The organism is Rhizobium sp. YTU87027 (assembly GCF_050644135.1).
Lineage (GTDB): Bacteria > Pseudomonadota > Alphaproteobacteria > Rhizobiales > Rhizobiaceae > Rhizobium.
In genome coordinates this window covers 152,180-170,135 of the sequence record NZ_CP098443.1, presented here as the reverse complement: position 1 = coordinate 170,135, position 17,956 = coordinate 152,180, and the positions used below count along the sequence as shown (strand labels likewise).

The window sequence follows — 17,956 nt, the reverse complement described above, 5'->3', positions numbered from 1 at the left end:
AAAAATGACTGATCTGATGTTTGGGAGGACACAATGACGACGTCCTCTGGAGCCGCGGTTGTGGCGGAAAAGCGAGTTTTGAAGCGCAGGTTCAAGAGCGAGATGTCGATGGCCGTTGTGCTTGTCGGCATCGCTCTGATCTTCGAAGTCCTTGGATGGGTTTTTGTTGGCACGTCGTTCCTCGGCAACGAGCAGCGCCTGTCGATCATCATCCTTCAGGTGTCGGTGACGGGCATCCTGGCCGTCGGTGTGACGCATGTCATCATCACCGGCGGTATCGATCTGGCATCCGGCTCGGTGGTCGGCCTGTCGGCGATGGTCGCCGCCTCCCTGGCTCAAAGTTCGACGGATGTGCGGGCGCTCTATCCGGCGCTGACCGACCTTTTCCCGCTCTGGCCGATCATGGCAGGGCTTCTCGTCGGCCTGGTCACCGGCTGGATCAGCGGTGTCTTGATTGCCAAGACCGGCATTCCGCCGTTCATCGCAACGCTCGGCATGATGGTCTGTGCCCGAGGTGCTGCCAAGTGGTATACGCTTGGCCAGCCGATCGGGCTGCTGACGCCGCAATTCACCTGGCTTGGCAAGAGCTACCTCATCCTTGGCTTTCCGGTGCCCTTGCCGGTGCTGATCTTTCTTGCCGTCGCGATCCTGTCCCATATCGCCTTGGGCTACACCCGTTATGGCAAGTATACCTATGCGATCGGATCAAACCCCCAGGCCGCCCGCGTCTCCGGCATCGACATCGGCTCGCATCTCATCAAGGTCTATGTCGTCGCAGGTGTCCTTTCCGGCCTCGCCGGTGTCGTCACCGCAGCACGCGCCGCCTCCGCGCAGCCCACCATGGGCACCGCCTATGAGCTCGACGCCATCGCCGCCGCGGTCATCGGTGGAACCTCCCTGGCCGGCGGCTCCGGCCGCATAACCGGCACCCTGATCGGCACCATCATCCTCGGCGTCATCACATCCGGATTCACCTTCCTGAAGATCGGCTCCTATTACCAGGAGATCATAAAGGGAGCCATCATCGTCCTCGCCGTCGTCATCGATCAATACAGACGATCAAGACAGGCGCGGGGTTCGTAACAATTGACTGCGACCTGGCGGGTCTGCAGCGAAAACTTCAAGAGGACTGCAATGTCGGGCTTACAACTGTCACATGACAAGCTCATCGAGGTCTATCGAAGCATGCGGATGATCCGCCGTTTCGAAGAACGGGTGATGGACGAGATGGCAACGGGAGACATTCCCGGCAACACCCATCTCTATGCCGGCCAGGAGGCCAGCGCGGTCGGTGTTTGTCTGCATCTGAGGGCGGACGATTACATCTCCTCAACGCATCGCGGCCATGGCCATTCGATCGCCAAGGGTGTCGATATCGACAGCATGATGGCCGAGCTCTTCGGACGGGCCACGGGTACCTGCGGCGGCAAGGGTGGATCGCAGCATATTGCGGATCTTCGCAAGGGCATGCTGGGGGCAAACGGCATCGTTGCGGCCGGTGCTCCGATCACCTGCGGGGCGGCGCTGAGCGCCAAGCTGCTCGGCACCGGCCAGGTTGCGATCGCGTTTGCCGGTGATGGTGCGATGAACGAGGGCGTCATGTCCGAGAGCTTCAACCTTGCCAAGATCTGGATGCTGCCGATCGTCTTCGTGATCGAAGACAACGGCTTCGGCGAGGCCACGGCAAACGAACATGTGTCGGCCGGCAGCTTCACCCGCCGGGCTGAAAGCTATGACATTCCGTCCATCGAGGTGGACGGCACGGATGTCTTCCAGGTCTATTCCGCCACGGGCGAGGCTGTCGAGCGCGCCAGAAACGGCGGCGGTCCGACGATGCTGCACGTTCATGTGCCACGCTACTACGGACACTACAGCGGCGACCCTGATAATTACCGCACACCGGAAGAGAAGGCGGCGATGCGTCAGGATCGTGACTGCCTCAGTATCTTCCGCAAGCACGTCAAGGAAGTCTCGCTGTTGGACACAGCCGAGCTCGATGCGGTCGATGAGGCCGTCGAGGCCGAGATCAATCGTGCCGTGGCCGCAGCGCGCGCCGCTCCATTCCCGCCGTTGTCGGCCCTGACCACCGACGTTTACGTCAAATATCTGTAAGGACGACTGACATGGCAAAAAAATCCTTCCGCCAAGCACTCAACGACGCGCTTCACGCCGAAATGGCCCGGGATCCGCGGGTGATCATGATGGGTGAGGATCTGACGGGTGGCGCTGGGGCGAACGGCGTGAAAGATGCCTGGGGCGGGCCGTTTGGCGTCACCCGCGGCCTGCTTGGCGCTTTTGGTCCCGAGCGGGTGCGCGATACGCCAATCAGCGAAGCGGCCTTCATCGGCGCGGCGGCCGGGGCGGCGTTGACCGGCCTGCGCCCGATCGCCGAGATCATGTTCGTCGACTTCGCCGGTGTCTGCCTCGATCAGATCATGAACCAGGCAGCCAAGTTCCGCTATATGTTCGGGGGACGTGCCAAGACGCCGCTGGTCATTCGCGCCACCTATGGCGCAGGCAGCCGTTCCGGATCACAGCATACCCAGGCGCTGCACTCGATCTTCACCCATATCCCGGGGCTGAAGGTGGTTATTCCGTCCAATCCCTACGACGCCAAGGGCTTGTTGTTGCAGGCTATCCGTGACGACGATCCGGTGATCTTCCTTGAACACAAGATGCTCTACGATACCGTAGGCGAGGTACCGGACGCTTCCTATACCATTCCCTTCGGTGAAGCCCGTGTCGTGCGCGACGGCAAGGATGTCGCCATCATCGCGATCGGCCGGATGGTCGGTGTCGCCGAGGAGGCTGCCCGCAGCCTCGCCTCGGAGGGGATCTCCGCCTGTGTCGTTGACCCACGCACCACCTCGCCGCTCGACGAGGACACGCTGCTTGAAGTGACCGAAAAGATCGGGCGTGTCGTCATCGTCGACGAGGCCAATCCGCGCTGCAGTGTCGCAACCGATATCTCCGCGCTGCTTGCCGATCAATGCTTTGACGCGCTGAAGGCGCCGATCAAGCTGGTGACGGCGCCGCATACGCCGGTTCCCTACGCGCCCAATCTTGAAGATGCCTACATTCCGACCCCCGCGGCGGTGATGAAGGCGGTCAAATCAATCGTAAAGAGGTAAAACCCATGTCGCTTATCGAAGCAGTCACGATCCCCAAGTGGGGAATGACGATGACCGAGGGCAAGATCACCCAATGGATGATCGGCGAAGGAGGTGCGGTCGCTCGCGGCCAGGAAATCCTCGAGATCGAAACGACGAAGGTTACCAATGTTCTGGAGGCAGCCTCCAGCGGTACCCTTCGCCGCATCGTTCTGAATGAAGGGACGACCGCGCCGGTCGGGGCCCTGGCCGGGGTGATTGCCGACGAGAGCGCCACGCAGGAGGAAATCGACGCCTTCATCCAGAGTTACGCCGATCGTCTGGGTTCAGGTGAGGACGGCGAGGCAGGCTCGCCCGCCGCGCGCAGCGTTGCCGTGGAAGGCGGTTCGGTCAATCTGCTCGAAGCCGGGGAGGCGGGCGAGGATGTTGTGCTGTTCCTCCACGGGTTTGGTGGCGATCTGACGACCTGGCTGTTCAATCAGCCGGCGCTTGCAGAAAAGATGCGCACCATCGCGGTGGACCTGCCGGGGCACGGCGCGTCCTCTCCCGTTGCAGGCGGCGACATCCTGGCGAAGATCGTTTCGTCCGTCGAGGAGGCGATCGGCCCCCTTGCTCCCGGCAAGATCCATCTCGTGGCACATTCCTTCGGCGGAGCTGTGGCCGCGGCCATGGCGGCCCGTCAGCCATCGCGCGTCGGATCGCTGACGCTGATTGCCCCTATCGGCCTCAGCAAGCAGATGAACCGCGACTTCCTGGTCGACTTCGTTGCCGCCGAGCGCCGACGCCCGCTTCTTGGCGTCCTGGAACGGCTGTTTGCCGATCCATCGAAGATCACCAACGACATGGTCGAAGGAACACTGCGCTTCAAACGCCTCGAAGGCGTCCCCGAAGCACTTGGCGCCATCGCAGAGACGATCGCCGACGAAAACGGTCAACTGCAGTCGATCGGCAAAACCCTGGCCGAACTCTCCTGCCCGATCACCCTCATCTGGGGCGAGCAGGACCAGATCGTCCCCGTGCCGCAAGACAATGAAATCCCCGCCAACGTCGAAATCCGCAAGATCCAGGGCGTCGGCCACATGCCGCAGATGGAGGCAGCAGCCGCCGTCAATGACGCAATCAACAGCAATATCAACCAAAGGCACTGATGTGCCGCAGCGCCGGTTTGCGTGAGCATGCCGGCATAACCTAACTCTGGGAGTTGAAACCATGTCTGGACGTTTGTCAGGAAAACGCGTTCTTTTGACAGGTGGCGTAGCCAACATCGGCCTTGCAATATTGGAAGCGTTTGTAGCTGAAGGCGCGGTCGTATCCGTCGTCGACATCGATGCTGCAAAGGGCGCCGACGTCGAGAAGCGTTTCGGCGGAAGGGTGAAGTTCATCAAAGCCGATATTTCGCGGGAAGAAGACATCAAGGCCGCGATTGGCGAGGCGGCGGCCTGGATGAAAGGCATCAGCACGCTTTGCCTGAATGCAGGCGTGCAATTGTCCGGCAAGGTCGACGACTTCAGCACCAGCAATTGGGACAAGGTATTTTCGATCAACGTGAGGAGCAACTTCATCTTCGTGCGCGAAGCGTTGAAGTATCTTCGCGAGACCGGCAACGCATCGATCGTCATGATGTCTTCACTCGCCGGCAAGCGAGGAGGAGCAGGACTGACGTGCTACTCGGCGTCGAAGGCCGCAGTCATCGGCTTTACGACATCGGTCGCCCTGGAACTGGCGCGCGACGGCGTGCGCGTCAACGCTGTCTGCCCCGGCTGGATCGATACCCCATTCAATCAGCCGGTCATCGATTTCATCGGCGGCAAAGAGAAGCAGGAATCCTTGGTACCGACGGTTATTCCGCTTGGTCGTCAAGGCACGCCGCAAGAGGTGGCCCCGCTGTTCGTCTACCTCGCATCAGACGAATCTTCGTACGTTACTGCCCAGGCGATCACCGTCGACGGCGGCATCTATAACTAGGGAGGAATTTTCGAAAATGACGAAGCACATCCCTCATGACCTAGCCCTTGAGGCAATCAACGCCGGTGTTGCCAAGGCCAAAGAACTCAAGCAACGCTCGTCTTTGTCGATTGTCGATGGTGGCGGACACCTGGTCGCTTTTGTTCGCGTCGACGATGCCGCGTTCGGAACGATCGAAATCGCCCACAACAAGGCCTTCACCGCCGCTGCACTTCGCGCGCCGTCAGGACACTGGATGGAAACTGTCCAACCCGGCGCTTCGCTATTTGGCATGGAGCGTGCCGCCAGTCGCCCCCTTGTCGTCTTTGGCGGAGGGCTGCCGGTATATGATGGCGACGTGGTCATTGGCGGCGTTGGCGTGTCGGGCGGTCCAATCGAGGCCGACGAGGCGATAGCGCATGCAATTGCAGACGTTCTCAACCGATAGTCTTGAGGCCTCGGCGCCGCTGCATGATCGGAGACATCGCCGAGCCTTGCAGCGCCCGCCACGCCAAAGACAACAAACTTCAGGAACCGCAGCCATGTCAGAACATATCGTCCGCCTGGAATGGAAGGCCAAGGACCATCCCAAGCAGCCCGGCACCTATAGTCGCGATCATAAAGGGATCATCAGTTCCGAGGTCACGATACCGGTCTCGGCGGCACCCGAATACCTCGGCAATCCAAATTTTGCCGATCCCGAGCAGTTGCTCGTCAATGCACTTGCCAGTTGCCATATGCTTTATTTCCTCGCCATTTGCGAGGGCAGTGGCTACGCGGTCAGCGCATATGAGGACAAGGCCATCGGAAAAGTATCCAAAAGCCCCGAGGGTGCAATGTGGGTTTCCGATATCATCCTTCATCCAAAGGCAGTCTTCAGCGGAGAGAAGCAGCCTGATCGGGAGGCACTGAATCGCCTGCACCATCGCGCTCACAAGGGGTGCTTTATTGCGAATTCCATCAAGTGCCACGTCGCAATCGAGTTAGATTAAACGAAGTCGAAGGAGGAAAAGATGAAGGACAAGCTTGTTGTTGTTGCAACCATAGTTGCGCATGAGGGGAAGGAAGACCAGGTTCGCGACGCGCTGCTTACGCTCGTGCCAATCGCGCAAGGCGAACCGGGTTTCGTGCAGTATGACTTGCACCAGTCAAACGAACGACCGGGCGAGTTCCTGTTCTACGAGATCTGGGATGATGAAAGATCCCTGGACGTGCATAACAACACCCCATCCATGAAAGCGTTTGGCGAGAAGTACGGCCAGTTCTTCAAGTCGGTGAAGCTCGAAAAATATCGGCGAGTCTCTTGATCTCCTCCGAGGCTCGCCCAGTCACAGCGGGCGCGTTCGCCCGCTGTGACGCCCCGCACGCGAGGCTGCGAGTGGGCGGATACGATTAGGTCCCCTGCCTCTGGTAGTCAGCTGCCACCTCCTGCGCCAGATCTGCCACCACCGCATTTAGCGGCATGTCGGGGCGCTGAATGTAGCTCGCGGTGAAGGACATGACCGGCATCGGTTCCTCGCTCCTCAGCACCCGTAATTCCCCCTTCGCCAGGTGCTCGGCGACAACCTCCTTCGGAATTGCCGCGACCCCCAGACCATCGAGCGTCATTCGTACAATCGATGACAGGGAGGAATTGGCGAATAACCGCACTTCGTCAAAGCCGCCGGCGTGAAAAAGCTCCTTCAGTTCAAAATAGGGACGGGTCTGCCGCGCGAAGGTTATGATCGGGAACCTTGCCAGATCTGCCAGAGCAATCGGCTCGTGTCCCGCCTGAAAATTCGAAGGCACGATCCAGTCGATCGGATAGCTGCACAAAGGACTATTGATGACGTTGCCGGCGTTGACCGGCCCCATCAGCAAGGCGACATCTATGGTGTTGTCAAGCAGGGCAACGGTAAGATGAGAGGACGCGTCGACGTCAATCTCCAGAGTAATTGCCGGATATTCCTGACTGATGCGTTTAAGCAGGGCTGGCAGCCAAGTATGCACGATGGTGTCCGACACCCCGAGGTGCACCGTACCGCTGAGACTGGGTTGCCCGGCCACGGCCAGCACCAACTCTGTTCTTAGGGCAATCATTCGTTCGACATAGCGAAGTAGCTCTCGTCCTTTGCTTGTCAGATGACTTCCCCGCTTGTCGCGCTCGAACAGGCGTACTCTGAGTTCCTGTTCAAGCTGCGCAATACGTGCCGATACCGCGGGCTGCGTCGTATGGAGCTTTTCGGCGGCTCGATGGAAGCCACCAGTTTGGGCGACGAGATAAAAGGTCTCCAAGGTTCGCAGATCAACCATTCCGCACCTTTCTACGCTGGTCGGGCGAGCAAACTCACGCTCCCAGTTAGGATTGATCATCCTTTTGCGTCAAGGAGGTCGGACACAGCGCGCGATGACATGACGACAAACCGCGCAACGCCGCCAGATGGTCTTGCGCATCGACGGCGCGCATCGGCGCGCAAGTTGAACAATTTGTCAGCGCGTGATCAAGCTTTCGCCCTTAAAGTTCCGGTGGATGAAAGTGGAATTTGCCGTTCAGCAGATCTTCATCCGCAATGTCGGTGATCAGCATGCATCCGGGACTATGCGTAATCGCGATCGGTGGCTTTGCCTTCGCCAGCGCGACCTGAGGTGTCACGCCGCACGCCCAGAAGACCGGGACCTCTCCCTCCCTGATCGGCACGGCATCGCCGTAGTCCGGGCGCATCACGTCGGAGATACCAATGGCGGACGGGTCACCAAAATGGACCGGCGCGCCATGAACCTGCGGCATCCGGCCGGTAATCTCGATTGCTCGGATAGCGTCACGTGGCTTCATCGGTCGCATCGAGACGACGAATTGCCCTGAGAACCGACCGGCGGGCACACATTCGATGTTCGTCTTGAACATTGGCACATTCGTGCCAAGCTCGATGTGGCGCACACCGAGACCAGCGTTCAATAAAGCCCATTCGAAGGAAAACGAGCAGCCAATCAGGAAGGTGACGAAATCATCGCGCCAGATGTGTGAAATGTCCTCAATCTCGTCAACCAGCTCGCCATTCTCAAATACACGATAGCTGGGCAGATCACTGCGAATGTCGATACCGGTGCCTGCGCCCGCCAGGGACGGATCACCAGGATTGCCGACGGCAAGCAACGGGCATGGCTTCGGGTTGGCAAGACAAAAGCGCAAGAAATCCGAAGCCCAATCGCTCGGCAGGATGACGAGGTTCCCTTGAGCAAAGCCGCCTGCCATCCCAGACGTCTGGCCCGTGATAATCTTCGCTCTTGCATCGGCCCGCACATGCATGGGGCCGCGTTCAGCGACCTGTGTCGCATGGTCTGCCATTCGCTATGCCTTTCAATTTTCTACAGAGTAGCTTCGGACAGTTGCGCCATCCGGCGCAGTCGTCAAATTGCGATATCGTATAAGTAGAGATAAATGGCGCTGATCACCTGGCTTAACCGGCCGAGTGGACTGTTTACGGCCTGCTCGTCCAGATCACGCTGTACCAGTGCGTTCATCTCCGGAAGGATGGAGCGCCTGATAATCCGCATCTATCAGCTACCATCGAGAATGACGATTTGACCCTCATAGGGCGCGGCGTGACTATGATCGCCATGCACGGTGCGTGGGAGGTCCCGTGTTATAGCCCGAGCCTAGCCGTCCAAAAGTCTGGCTGAGATGGATCTTCCATCAAGTCGATCGGCTCGAGGCATTTTCAATCCGCTTGCACGTTTACAATGTCGCTTGCCGAATACGGCGAGCAATACATGCCGCCAATCGAACCGAACTGTCGTTCGTTAGATTGGCGCGGCGGCTTCCAGCCGCACCCTGATAACCAGAGCCTGCCAATCAGAACAAGGGAACTCGTAAAATGACCGGACATGATCAATTGCAGTCACCCAGCCGTCGCAAAGCACTCAAAGCTGGAGGCGCCATCGCAGCAACAGCGCTCTTTGCGCCTTCACTTCTGCGCAGCGCCTGGGCCGAGGAAGAGCCGATTACTCTCCTGACGTGGGAAAGCTATGATGAGCCGGACTGGATCGCAGAATGGGAGAAGGCAAACGGGGCAAAGATCAAGCCCGTGATCATCTCCTCGCTCGACGAGGTTTTTGCGCAGCTCCAGTCTGGCGCCGTCAAGCCGGACGTCGTCTATTCCGAGGCGTCGACCGCGGGTCGACTAAAGAAGGCGGGGCAGATTACCCCATTCGATGTTTCGAAGGTTCCGAACGTCGCAAACATTCTGCCCGGATTGAACTGGAAGGATCCTCTGACCGTCGACGGTGAGCTGATGGGCATTCCGCTTCACTGGGGCACACAGCCGCTTCAGTATAACGCCGACGTGATCAAGGAGCCGCCGATGAGCTGGGCGGCCCTTTGGGACAAAACTTACGAAGGCAAGGTCACCATATTCGATGACGCCACCGTGACGATCCCGATGATCGCGCTTTATGTCGGCGCAAAGGATCCGTTCAAGCTGACGGAAGAGGAATTTACCTCGGTCACGAACGCGCTGCGGGAACTGCGCCGTCAGGTGCGGGTCGTCACGCGCGGTTTCGACGATGCGGCAAACGTCTATGCTTCCGGCGAAGCGCTGCTCGGTTACTGCCACAACGTCACTGTTGTGAATACACTGAAGAAAAAGGGCCTGAATTTCAAATATACGCTCCCCAAGGAAGGCACTCCGTCTTGGATTGAGGGCACATATGTCACCCCCAAGGGACAGCGCGACATTGTCTATAAGTTCCTCAACGACACGATGTCAGTCGACTGGCAGACGCGCTTCATGAAGTTCTCGGGCAGCAACGGTGTTCTCACCCCGGAGGCTGCCCGCAAGGCTGGTTTCACGGAAGCGGAATTGAAAACCACCAACATCCTCGATTCCGAAGATCCCGCCTTCAAGAGCAACCTGGTGTTCTTCCGAGAGCCGGAAGACGTGGAGCGGCGCATCCAGATCTGGAACGACTTTTTGGCCGGCACGCTTTGATACGGCCGCAGGCCAGCTAGGAGAAGAGATATGGGAACCCCTCAAACCAGTCACGTGCTCTCGCTCGAAGGCGTCTCAAAGACATATGACGGCGCTCAAAAACCCGCGCTCGACAATGTTTCCTTTGCCGTCAGAGCAGGTGAATTCTTTTCGATCCTTGGCCCGAGCGGTTCCGGCAAGACAACCATTTTGCGAACCGTCGCGGGCTTTGAACACCCTGACGAAGGCAAGATCGTGATGGGCGGCAAGACCGTGAACGGGGTTCCCCCCTTCAAAAGGGACGTTCGCACCGTCTTCCAGAGCTACGCGCTTTTCCCGCACCTGACGGTGCGGGAAAATGTCGAATATCCGCTGAGAATGCGCGGAGAAGCAAAAGCGATCCGCAGCGGCAAGGCATTGGAAGCACTTGAGCTGGTCGAAATGTCGACATTCTGTGAGCGACTGCCTCATCAGCTTTCCGGCGGACAGCGCCAGCGCGCAGCGCTTGCGCGCTCGATCGTCTCAAGGCCGACACTTCTTCTTCTCGACGAGCCACTGGCGGCCCTCGATCTTCGTTTGCGCCAGCAGATGCAGCACACGCTCGTTGCTCTGCAAAGGGAGCTCGGAATCGCTTTCATGTATGTGACGCATGACCAGGGCGAGGCACTGTCGATGTCGGACCGCGTCGTCGTTCTCGATGAAGGGAAAATCGCCCAACTGTCGACCCCACGCGAGATCTACTTTGCGCCCAGCAACGAGTTTGTTTCCCGCTTTGTGGGACGATCCAATCTCGTTCCGGTCAAGTTTGAAACCGCTGAAGGCGGCGCCATCGGGAAAATTGAAGGAACTGGTGTTCCCGGTCTTTTGGCTCCGCGCGCCGGGCCAGCACGCATGGCGATCAGGTATGAAGCCGTCCAGATCAGCACGCTCGATGGGTCACAGCATCCAGGAACGCTTCGAGGAGTTGTCGAAGACGTGTTGTTCATGGGTACCAACTGCGAGGTGAACGTTCGATGCGGCGCCTTGAACCTGATTGGCACGGTACCCGCCGTGCGCGAATCCACATTTCTCGTCGGACAACCCGTTCAGGTCAGCTTCGACGTTCAAAACACACAGGTGTTTTATGACTGACAACCTTGCTTCTGGGGTCATCCAGCCACGAACGATCTCGCTGCAACATCTTTCGGCGAGGATCAATCTCGCGGGCGTACCAGTCGTCGTCTGGCTTTTGCTTATCGTGCTTTTGCCAAACCTGCTGCTTGTCGCCACCAGTTTTCTGAAGACGTCGAATGGCGTAATCCTCCTGGAACCTTCGCTTACCAACTATGCGCGCATCTGGAAGTCGATGGGCTTTTGGGTGTTGCTTTGGCGCACTCTTTCATTCAGCTTTCTTGGCTGTCTGCTGGCGACTTGCATTGCCTATCCGCTGGCGTTCTATGTCGGCAGGGTCGCACGACGGCACAAGACGCTGCTCACCGTCCTTGTCGTATTGCCGCTGTGGATCAGCCTCTTGATGCGCATTTTTGCTTGGCGCATCATTCTGGGGCAGTCCGGTGTATTGAACGCCGCACTGGTGTCGACCGGCATCCTGGATGCGCCCTCTGGAGCCTTCCTGTACAGTCCGACTGCGGTCGTGATCGTGTTTGCCTATATCTCAGTGCCCTTCATTTTCATCTCGACGATGGGAGCTTTCGAAAAGATTCCTCGCGATCTTGTCGAAGCCTCACAAGATTCCGGTGCGAGTGCGCGCCAGACATTCATGCATCTTATCTGGCCGCTGACGCGGCGGAATCTCGCCATCGGCTTCTCGCTTGCCTTTCTCGTGACAGTGGGTGACTTCGTGACGCCGGCGATGATTGGCGGCATCGACGGCACCACCCTCGGAGTCGTGGTCTCGACCCAGTTCGGGTTTGCCAACAACTGGCCCTATGGTGCTGCGGTTGCGGTCGCCCTGATGTTGAGCGTCGGGATTCTTCTCGGCACGATCATTGCGCTGACGCCAGCCAAAGGTGTGATGCTTGGGGAGGAGGCCGAGGATAGTCCACCTCCCTCCGCCGATAAGCAGCACGTCGGACAGCGGTTCGGTTCGGCGGGTGTCCTTGCAGCGATCCTCTACCTCTATGCACCGCTGGCGATCATCGTCCTCTTCTCGTTCAATTCCGCGAACCTGCAGATCTTTCCGCTGCAGGGGCTGACATTGCACTGGTACCAGGAGCTGCTGAAGGATCAATCGCTTCTCGAAGCTGCTCAGCGGTCGGTTGTGGTCGCTGCGTGCGTGGTGACATTGTCCGTCACGCTCGGCACGGTCTTTGCGCTGATCGTCTATTATTCCAAACTCAAGGGTTCTCGTTTCTATGAGATGGCGTTTGCATTGCCAATCGCCACGCCAGGCGTTGTCCTCGGCATCGAGATGGTCCTTGGAACGGAGATTTTCGGCATTCCCTCCGGTGTCATGCGCATCGTCATCGGTCAGATGAGTTTCGTCATGCCGGTAACGTTGCTCTTGCTGCTCGTTCGCCTTCGGCGCCTCGATCCAAGCCTTATGGAAGCCTCGTTGGATCTCGGTGCCAACCGGTGGCAAAGTTTCGTCCACGTCCTTTTCCCGATGATCAGGGGAACGATCGTTGCCGGCGCGTTTTTGGGGCTTACGCTTTCGGCAGACGACGTGATGGTGACGCTGTTTCTTTCGGGAGGTGCACCAACGCTGCCGATCTGGGTGTTCAACCAGATGCGCTTTGGCTTCACACCGTCAGTCAACGCGATCTTCTCGTTGCTTCTGTTTACGTGCTTGCTTGTCGTGGGTCTGGCCGCCTGGAGAAATGCCGTCAAGCCGGCGAAGGCCCTCACCTGAGACGATACCGAACTGGAGACAAATATGATACAGCAGCAAGATTGGCCATCATGCGGCATCGAAGGGTTCAGCCGTAACTATGCGACAATCGACGGCGTGCGCATGCACTACGTCAGCGGCGGGCGCCCAGACGGTGACGTCCTCGTCCTGTTCGCAGGTTTTCCGCAGAGCTGGTATGCATGGCGCAAGGTCCTGCCGAGCCTTGGGGAACGTTATCGACTGATTGCGCTCGACCTCCCGGGGCAAGGAGACTCTGACCGGCCATTGCAGGGTTGTGACACTCTGACGATTGCGACGCTGGTGCGCGGCCTCCTCGACAGGATCGGCATTGAGCGGCACTTCCTTGCCGCACACGACGTCGGCGCCTGGGTCGCATATCCTTACGCTGCCTCGTACGGGAACAGCGTCATGGGGCTTGCGATCCTTGATACGGGGATCCCAGGCATTAGCTTGCCCGATTCACTTCCCTGGTCGTCGAATGTCGCGTGGCGCACCTGGCACGTTGCTTTCCATAACGTTCCTGACTTACCGGAAGCTCTTATCGACGGTCGCGAGGACGTCTACCTTCGGTGGTTCCTTCAACGAAAGGCCGCCAACCCGCAGATCTTCTCCGACGCGGACTTCGCCGAGTACTTGCGCGCATTTCGAAGCAACGGGCTTAAAGGCGGTTTGGCCTATTATCGTGCCGTGTCCCAGTCGGCGAGCCAGAATAGAGAGCTTAGCAGCCGAGGAAAGCTGGAGATGCCTGTGTTGGCAGTCCGTGCTGATCAGGGTTCTATGCCTGACCTGGTCGCAGAGCTTCAGCGGATCGCAACCAATGTAAAGGGTACAGCCATCGAACAGTGTGGTCACTATCTGGCGGAGGAGCAACCCCAAGCGCTTGCCAGCGAATTGATGCGCTTCTTTGGCTAGCGTCTGAATGCGCGCCACGTCCACCTTCCCAAGACGGGTGGATAAGCGTCTGGCTGCGGTTGGTTTTGGAGCAGTCAACCGCAGTCAGGCGCAAGGGAGCGAATTGAAAGAATTCAACGAGGGTGAAGGGGAAGGACAGAAGGATGTCGGGCTTACAACTGTCACATGACAAGCTCATCGAGGTCTATCGAAGCATGCGGATGATCCGCCGTTTCGAAGAACGGGTGATGGACGAGATGGCGTCGGGAGACATTCCCGGCAACACCCATCTCTATGCCGGCCAGGAGGCCAGCGCGGTCGGTGTTTGTCTGCATCTGAGGGCGGACGATTACATCTCCTCGACGCATCGCGGCCATGGCCATTCGATCGCCAAGGGTGTCGATATCGACAGCATGATGGCCGAGCTCTTCGGACGGGCCACGGGTACCTGCGGCGGCAAGGGCGGATCGATGCATATTGCGGATCTTCGCAAGGGCATGCTGGGGGCAAACGGCATCGTTGCGGCCGGTGCTCCGATCACCTGCGGGGCGGCGCTGAGCGCCAAGCTGCTCGGCACCGGCCAGGTTGCGATCGCGTTTGCCGGTGATGGTGCGATGAACGAGGGCGTCATGTCCGAGAGCTTCAACCTTGGCAAGATCTGGATGCTGCCGATCGTCTTCGTGATCGAAGACAACGGCTTCGGCGAGGCCACGGCAAACGAACATGTGTCGGCCGGCAGCTTCACCCGCCGGGCTGAAAGCTATGACATTCCGTCCATCGAGGTGGACGGCACGGATGTCTTCCAGGTCTATTCCGCCACGGGCGAGGCTGTCGAGCGCGCCAGAAACGGCGGCGGTCCGACGATGCTGCACGTTCATGTGCCACGCTACTACGGACACTACAGCGGCGACCCTGATAATTACCGCACACCGGAAGAGAAGGCGGCGATGCGTCAGGATCGTGACTGCCTCAGTATCTTCCGCAAGCACGTCAAGGAAGTCTCGCTGTTGGACACAGCCGAGCTCGATGCGGTCGATGAGGCCGTCGAGGCCGAGATCAATCGTGCCGTGGCCGCAGCGCGCGCCGCTCCATTCCCGCCGTTGTCGGCCCTGACCACCGACGTTTACGTCAAATATCTGTAAGGACGACTGACATGGCAAAAAAATCCTTCCGCCAAGCACTCAACGACGCGCTTCACGCCGAAATGGCCCGGGATCCGCGGGTGATCATGATGGGTGAGGATCTGACGGGTGGCGCTGGGGCGAACGGCGTGAAAGATGCCTGGGGCGGGCCGTTTGGCGTCACCCGCGGCCTGCTTGGCGCTTTTGGTCCCGAGCGGGTGCGCGATACGCCAATCAGCGAAGCGGCCTTCATCGGCGCGGCGGCCGGGGCGGCGTTGACCGGCCTGCGCCCGATCGCCGAGATCATGTTCGTCGACTTCGCCGGTGTCTGCCTCGATCAGATCATGAACCAGGCAGCCAAGTTCCGCTATATGTTCGGGGGACGTGCCAAGACGCCGCTGGTCATTCGCGCCACCTATGGCGCAGGCAGCCGTTCCGGATCACAGCATACCCAGGCGCTGCACTCGATCTTCACCCATATCCCGGGGCTGAAGGTGGTTATTCCGTCCAATCCCTACGACGCCAAGGGCTTGTTGTTGCAGGCTATCCGTGACGACGATCCGGTGATCTTCCTTGAACACAAGATGCTCTACGATACCGTAGGCGAGGTACCGGACGCTTCCTATACCATTCCCTTCGGTGAAGCCCGTGTCGTGCGCGACGGCAAGGATGTCGCCATCATCGCGATCGGCCGGATGGTCGGTGTCGCCGAGGAGGCTGCCCGCAGCCTCGCCTCGGAGGGGATCTCCGCCTGTGTCGTTGACCCACGCACCACCTCGCCGCTCGACGAGGACACGCTGCTTGAAGTGACCGAAAAGATCGGGCGTGTCGTCATCGTCGACGAGGCCAATCCGCGCTGCAGTGTCGCAACCGATATCTCCGCGCTGCTTGCCGATCAATGCTTTGACGCGCTGAAGGCGCCGATCAAGCTGGTGACGGCGCCGCATACGCCGGTTCCCTACGCGCCCAATCTTGAAGATGCCTACATTCCGACCCCCGCGGCGGTGATGAAGGCGGTCAAATCAATCGTAAAGAGGTAAAACCCATGTCGCTTATCGAAGCAGTCACGATCCCCAAGTGGGGAATGACGATGACCGAGGGCAAGATCACCCAATGGATGATCGGCGAAGGAGGTGCGGTCGCTCGCGGCCAGGAAATCCTCGAGATCGAAACGACGAAGGTTACCAATGTTCTGGAGGCAGCCTCCAGCGGTACCCTTCGCCGCATCGTTCTGAATGAAGGGACGACCGCGCCGGTCGGGGCCCTGGCCGGGGTGATTGCCGACGAGAGCGCCACGCAGGAGGAAATCGACGCCTTCATCCAGAGTTACGCCGATCGTCTGGGTTCAGGTGAGGACGGCGAGGCAGGCTCGCCCGCCGCGCGCAGCGTTGCCGTGGAAGGCGGTTCGGTCAATCTGCTCGAAGCCGGGGAGGCGGGCGAGGATGTTGTGCTGTTCCTCCACGGGTTTGGTGGCGATCTGACGACCTGGCTGTTCAATCAGCCGGCGCTTGCAGAAAAGATGCGCACCATCGCGGTGGACCTGCCGGGGCACGGCGCGTCCTCTCCCGTTGCAGGCGGCGACATCCTGGCGAAGATCGTTTCGTCCGTCGAGGAGGCGATCGGCCCCCTTGCTCCCGGCAAGATCCATCTCGTGGCACATTCCTTCGGCGGAGCTGTGGCCGCGGCCATGGCGGCCCGTCAGCCATCGCGCGTCGGATCGCTGACGCTGATTGCCCCTATCGGCCTCAGCAAGCAGATGAACCGCGACTTCCTGGTCGACTTCGTTGCCGCCGAGCGCCGACGCCCGCTTCTTGGCGTCCTGGAACGGCTGTTTGCCGATCCATCGAAGATCACCAACGACATGGTCGAAGGAACACTGCGCTTCAAACGCCTCGAAGGCGTCCCCGAAGCACTTGGCGCCATCGCAGAGACGATCGCCGACGAAAACGGTCAACTGCAGTCGATCGGCAAAACCCTGGCCGAACTCTCCTGCCCGATCACCCTCATCTGGGGCGAGCAGGACCAGATCGTCCCCGTGCCGCAAGACAATGAAATCCCCGCCAACGTCGAAATCCGCAAGATCCAGGGCGTCGGCCACATGCCGCAGATGGAGGCAGCAGCCGCCGTCAATGACGCAATCAACAGCAATATCAACCAAAGGCACTGAGCCGGTCGAAGGTTTCGCCGGCAGGTCAAAATGCAATGTCGATGAGGAATGTCATGAAGAATTATGCTGGAAAAGTCGTGATCGTCACCGGCGCTGGATCGGGAATGGGCAGGGCGATGGTCGCAGAGTTCGTCTCCCGCGGTGCATTTGTCGCGGCCATGGATATCAACAAGGAGCGCGCTGTCCAGACGGTTGCGAATATAGCCGAGCCCTCCATGGCTCACCCGCTTCAAGTGGATGTCAGCGACCAAAACAGTGTCAAGGCCGGCGTCGACGCGGTCATCGAACGATGGGGACGCGTCGATCTGCTTTGCAACAATGCAGGCATACTCGATGGTCACGCCTGTGCACATGAGGTCAGCCTGGAAGAGTGGAACAAGGTCCTGGCCGTGAACCTTACAGGGCCGTTCTTGATGGCGCGCGCCGTCATCCCACAGATGCTTTCCCAAGGAAAAGGCGCAATCATCAACACCTCGTCGACATCGGGCTTTAGTGCCGCTGGTGGTGGCTCGGCCTATACGGCGTCAAAACACGGGGTGATTGGCCTGACGCGCCAGCTGACCTTTGAATATGGGGCCCGGGGTATACGCGTCAACGCAATCTGTCCGGGAGCGACAGCGACCCCGCTGGCGTTGCCGGAACATAATTCGGCTTCGCCGGATATGGATCTCGCCATCAGCAAGGTCCCTGCGCGGCGCTGGTGCCAACCGGAAGAAATCGCCAAGCTCGCTTCCTTCCTCGGCAGCGACGACGCGGACTATGTGCATGGCAGCGCCTACGTGATGGATGGTGGGTGGCTGACTGCTGCCAGAGATCCCTTCTGAGTCAGATCGAGCCCAAGCGCGCGACGGGTGGCCGTAGACCTCTGGTTTGTATTGGCCGTCGCGCGGCGCACCACTTCGCGTTGACAAGATTGTTTGATAGCC

Annotated in this window: 18 protein-coding genes; 16 read left to right on the top strand and 2 right to left on the bottom strand. The window is 59.3% G+C overall.

What is annotated here, in order from left to right; translation table 11 throughout:
- The first annotated feature begins 33 nt into the window (after nt 1-33).
- From NBG89_RS31365 to NBG89_RS31330, 8 genes are all read left to right on the top strand, one after another.
- Nucleotides 34-1,083 (top strand): ABC transporter permease, encoded by a 1,050-nt coding sequence (locus tag NBG89_RS31365; RefSeq protein ID WP_431324807.1) that lies wholly within the window; start codon nt 34-36, stop codon nt 1,081-1,083.
- 51 nt (nt 1,084-1,134) lie between these two features.
- The gene (locus tag NBG89_RS31360; RefSeq protein WP_431324806.1) at nt 1,135-2,112 is read left to right on the top strand and encodes a thiamine pyrophosphate-dependent dehydrogenase E1 component subunit alpha; all 978 of its coding nucleotides are present in this window, start codon (nt 1,135-1,137) and stop codon (nt 2,110-2,112) included.
- A gap of 11 nt (nt 2,113-2,123) precedes the next feature.
- Nucleotides 2,124-3,131, top strand: a complete 1,008-nt coding sequence (locus tag NBG89_RS31355) for an alpha-ketoacid dehydrogenase subunit beta (protein ID WP_431324794.1) — start codon at nt 2,124-2,126, stop codon at nt 3,129-3,131.
- Nucleotides 3,132-3,136: 5 nt separating this feature from the next.
- Nucleotides 3,137-4,258 (top strand): acetoin dehydrogenase dihydrolipoyllysine-residue acetyltransferase subunit, encoded by a 1,122-nt coding sequence (locus tag NBG89_RS31350; RefSeq protein WP_431324793.1) that lies wholly within the window; start codon nt 3,137-3,139, stop codon nt 4,256-4,258.
- A 61-nt stretch (nt 4,259-4,319) separates the two neighbouring features.
- The gene (locus NBG89_RS31345) at nt 4,320-5,075 is read left to right on the top strand and encodes an SDR family NAD(P)-dependent oxidoreductase (RefSeq protein WP_431324805.1); all 756 of its coding nucleotides are present in this window, start codon (nt 4,320-4,322) and stop codon (nt 5,073-5,075) included.
- 16 nt (nt 5,076-5,091) lie between these two features.
- The gene (locus tag NBG89_RS31340) at nt 5,092-5,502 is read left to right on the top strand and encodes a GlcG/HbpS family heme-binding protein (protein WP_431324804.1); all 411 of its coding nucleotides are present in this window, start codon (nt 5,092-5,094) and stop codon (nt 5,500-5,502) included.
- Between the two features lie 94 nt (nt 5,503-5,596).
- Nucleotides 5,597-6,046: an OsmC family protein gene (locus NBG89_RS31335; protein ID WP_431324803.1), complete on the top strand. Its 450-nt coding sequence runs from the start codon at nt 5,597-5,599 to the stop codon at nt 6,044-6,046.
- A gap of 21 nt (nt 6,047-6,067) precedes the next feature.
- Complete coding sequence (locus NBG89_RS31330) at nt 6,068-6,361, top strand: putative quinol monooxygenase (RefSeq protein ID WP_431324802.1); 294 nt, start codon at nt 6,068-6,070, stop codon at nt 6,359-6,361.
- 85 nt (nt 6,362-6,446) lie between these two features.
- On the opposite strand, the gene NBG89_RS31325 is transcribed toward NBG89_RS31330, so the two are convergent.
- Both NBG89_RS31325 and NBG89_RS31320 read right to left on the bottom strand, forming a co-directional pair.
- A complete protein-coding gene (locus NBG89_RS31325; RefSeq protein WP_431324801.1) occupies nt 6,447-7,346 on the bottom strand; it encodes a LysR family transcriptional regulator in 900 nt (299 codons plus the stop codon).
- A gap of 202 nt (nt 7,347-7,548) precedes the next feature.
- Nucleotides 7,549-8,379, bottom strand: a complete 831-nt coding sequence (locus NBG89_RS31320) for a putative hydro-lyase (RefSeq protein WP_431324800.1) — start codon at nt 8,377-8,379, stop codon at nt 7,549-7,551.
- Between the two features lie 529 nt (nt 8,380-8,908).
- Here NBG89_RS31320 and NBG89_RS31315 point away from each other — a divergent pair.
- From NBG89_RS31315 to NBG89_RS31280, 8 genes are all read left to right on the top strand, one after another.
- Nucleotides 8,909-10,021 (top strand): extracellular solute-binding protein, encoded by a 1,113-nt coding sequence (locus tag NBG89_RS31315; RefSeq protein WP_431324799.1) that lies wholly within the window; start codon nt 8,909-8,911, stop codon nt 10,019-10,021.
- A 30-nt stretch (nt 10,022-10,051) separates the two neighbouring features.
- Entirely contained in the window at nt 10,052-11,131 is a 1,080-nt protein-coding gene (locus NBG89_RS31310) for an ABC transporter ATP-binding protein (protein ID WP_431324798.1), read from the top strand.
- Nucleotides 11,124-12,851 (top strand): ABC transporter permease subunit, encoded by a 1,728-nt coding sequence (locus NBG89_RS31305; RefSeq protein WP_431324797.1) that lies wholly within the window; start codon nt 11,124-11,126, stop codon nt 12,849-12,851. Before NBG89_RS31310 ends, NBG89_RS31305 begins: the two co-directional genes overlap by 8 nt.
- Nucleotides 12,852-12,875: 24 nt before the next feature.
- Entirely contained in the window at nt 12,876-13,763 is an 888-nt protein-coding gene (locus NBG89_RS31300; protein WP_431324796.1) for an alpha/beta fold hydrolase, read from the top strand.
- Between the two features lie 143 nt (nt 13,764-13,906).
- Nucleotides 13,907-14,884 carry a thiamine pyrophosphate-dependent dehydrogenase E1 component subunit alpha gene (locus NBG89_RS31295; protein WP_431324795.1) on the top strand — a complete coding sequence of 326 codons (978 nt, stop codon included), beginning with the start codon at nt 13,907-13,909 and terminating at the stop codon, nt 14,882-14,884.
- Nucleotides 14,885-14,895: 11 nt separating this feature from the next.
- Nucleotides 14,896-15,903 carry an alpha-ketoacid dehydrogenase subunit beta gene (locus NBG89_RS31290; protein ID WP_431324794.1) on the top strand — a complete coding sequence of 336 codons (1,008 nt, stop codon included), beginning with the start codon at nt 14,896-14,898 and terminating at the stop codon, nt 15,901-15,903.
- Between the two features lie 5 nt (nt 15,904-15,908).
- A complete protein-coding gene (locus NBG89_RS31285; RefSeq protein WP_431324793.1) occupies nt 15,909-17,030 on the top strand; it encodes an acetoin dehydrogenase dihydrolipoyllysine-residue acetyltransferase subunit in 1,122 nt (373 codons plus the stop codon).
- 53 nt (nt 17,031-17,083) lie between these two features.
- Nucleotides 17,084-17,854, top strand: a complete 771-nt coding sequence (locus NBG89_RS31280) for an SDR family NAD(P)-dependent oxidoreductase (protein ID WP_431324792.1) — start codon at nt 17,084-17,086, stop codon at nt 17,852-17,854.
- Nucleotides 17,855-17,956 lie beyond the last annotated feature (102 nt).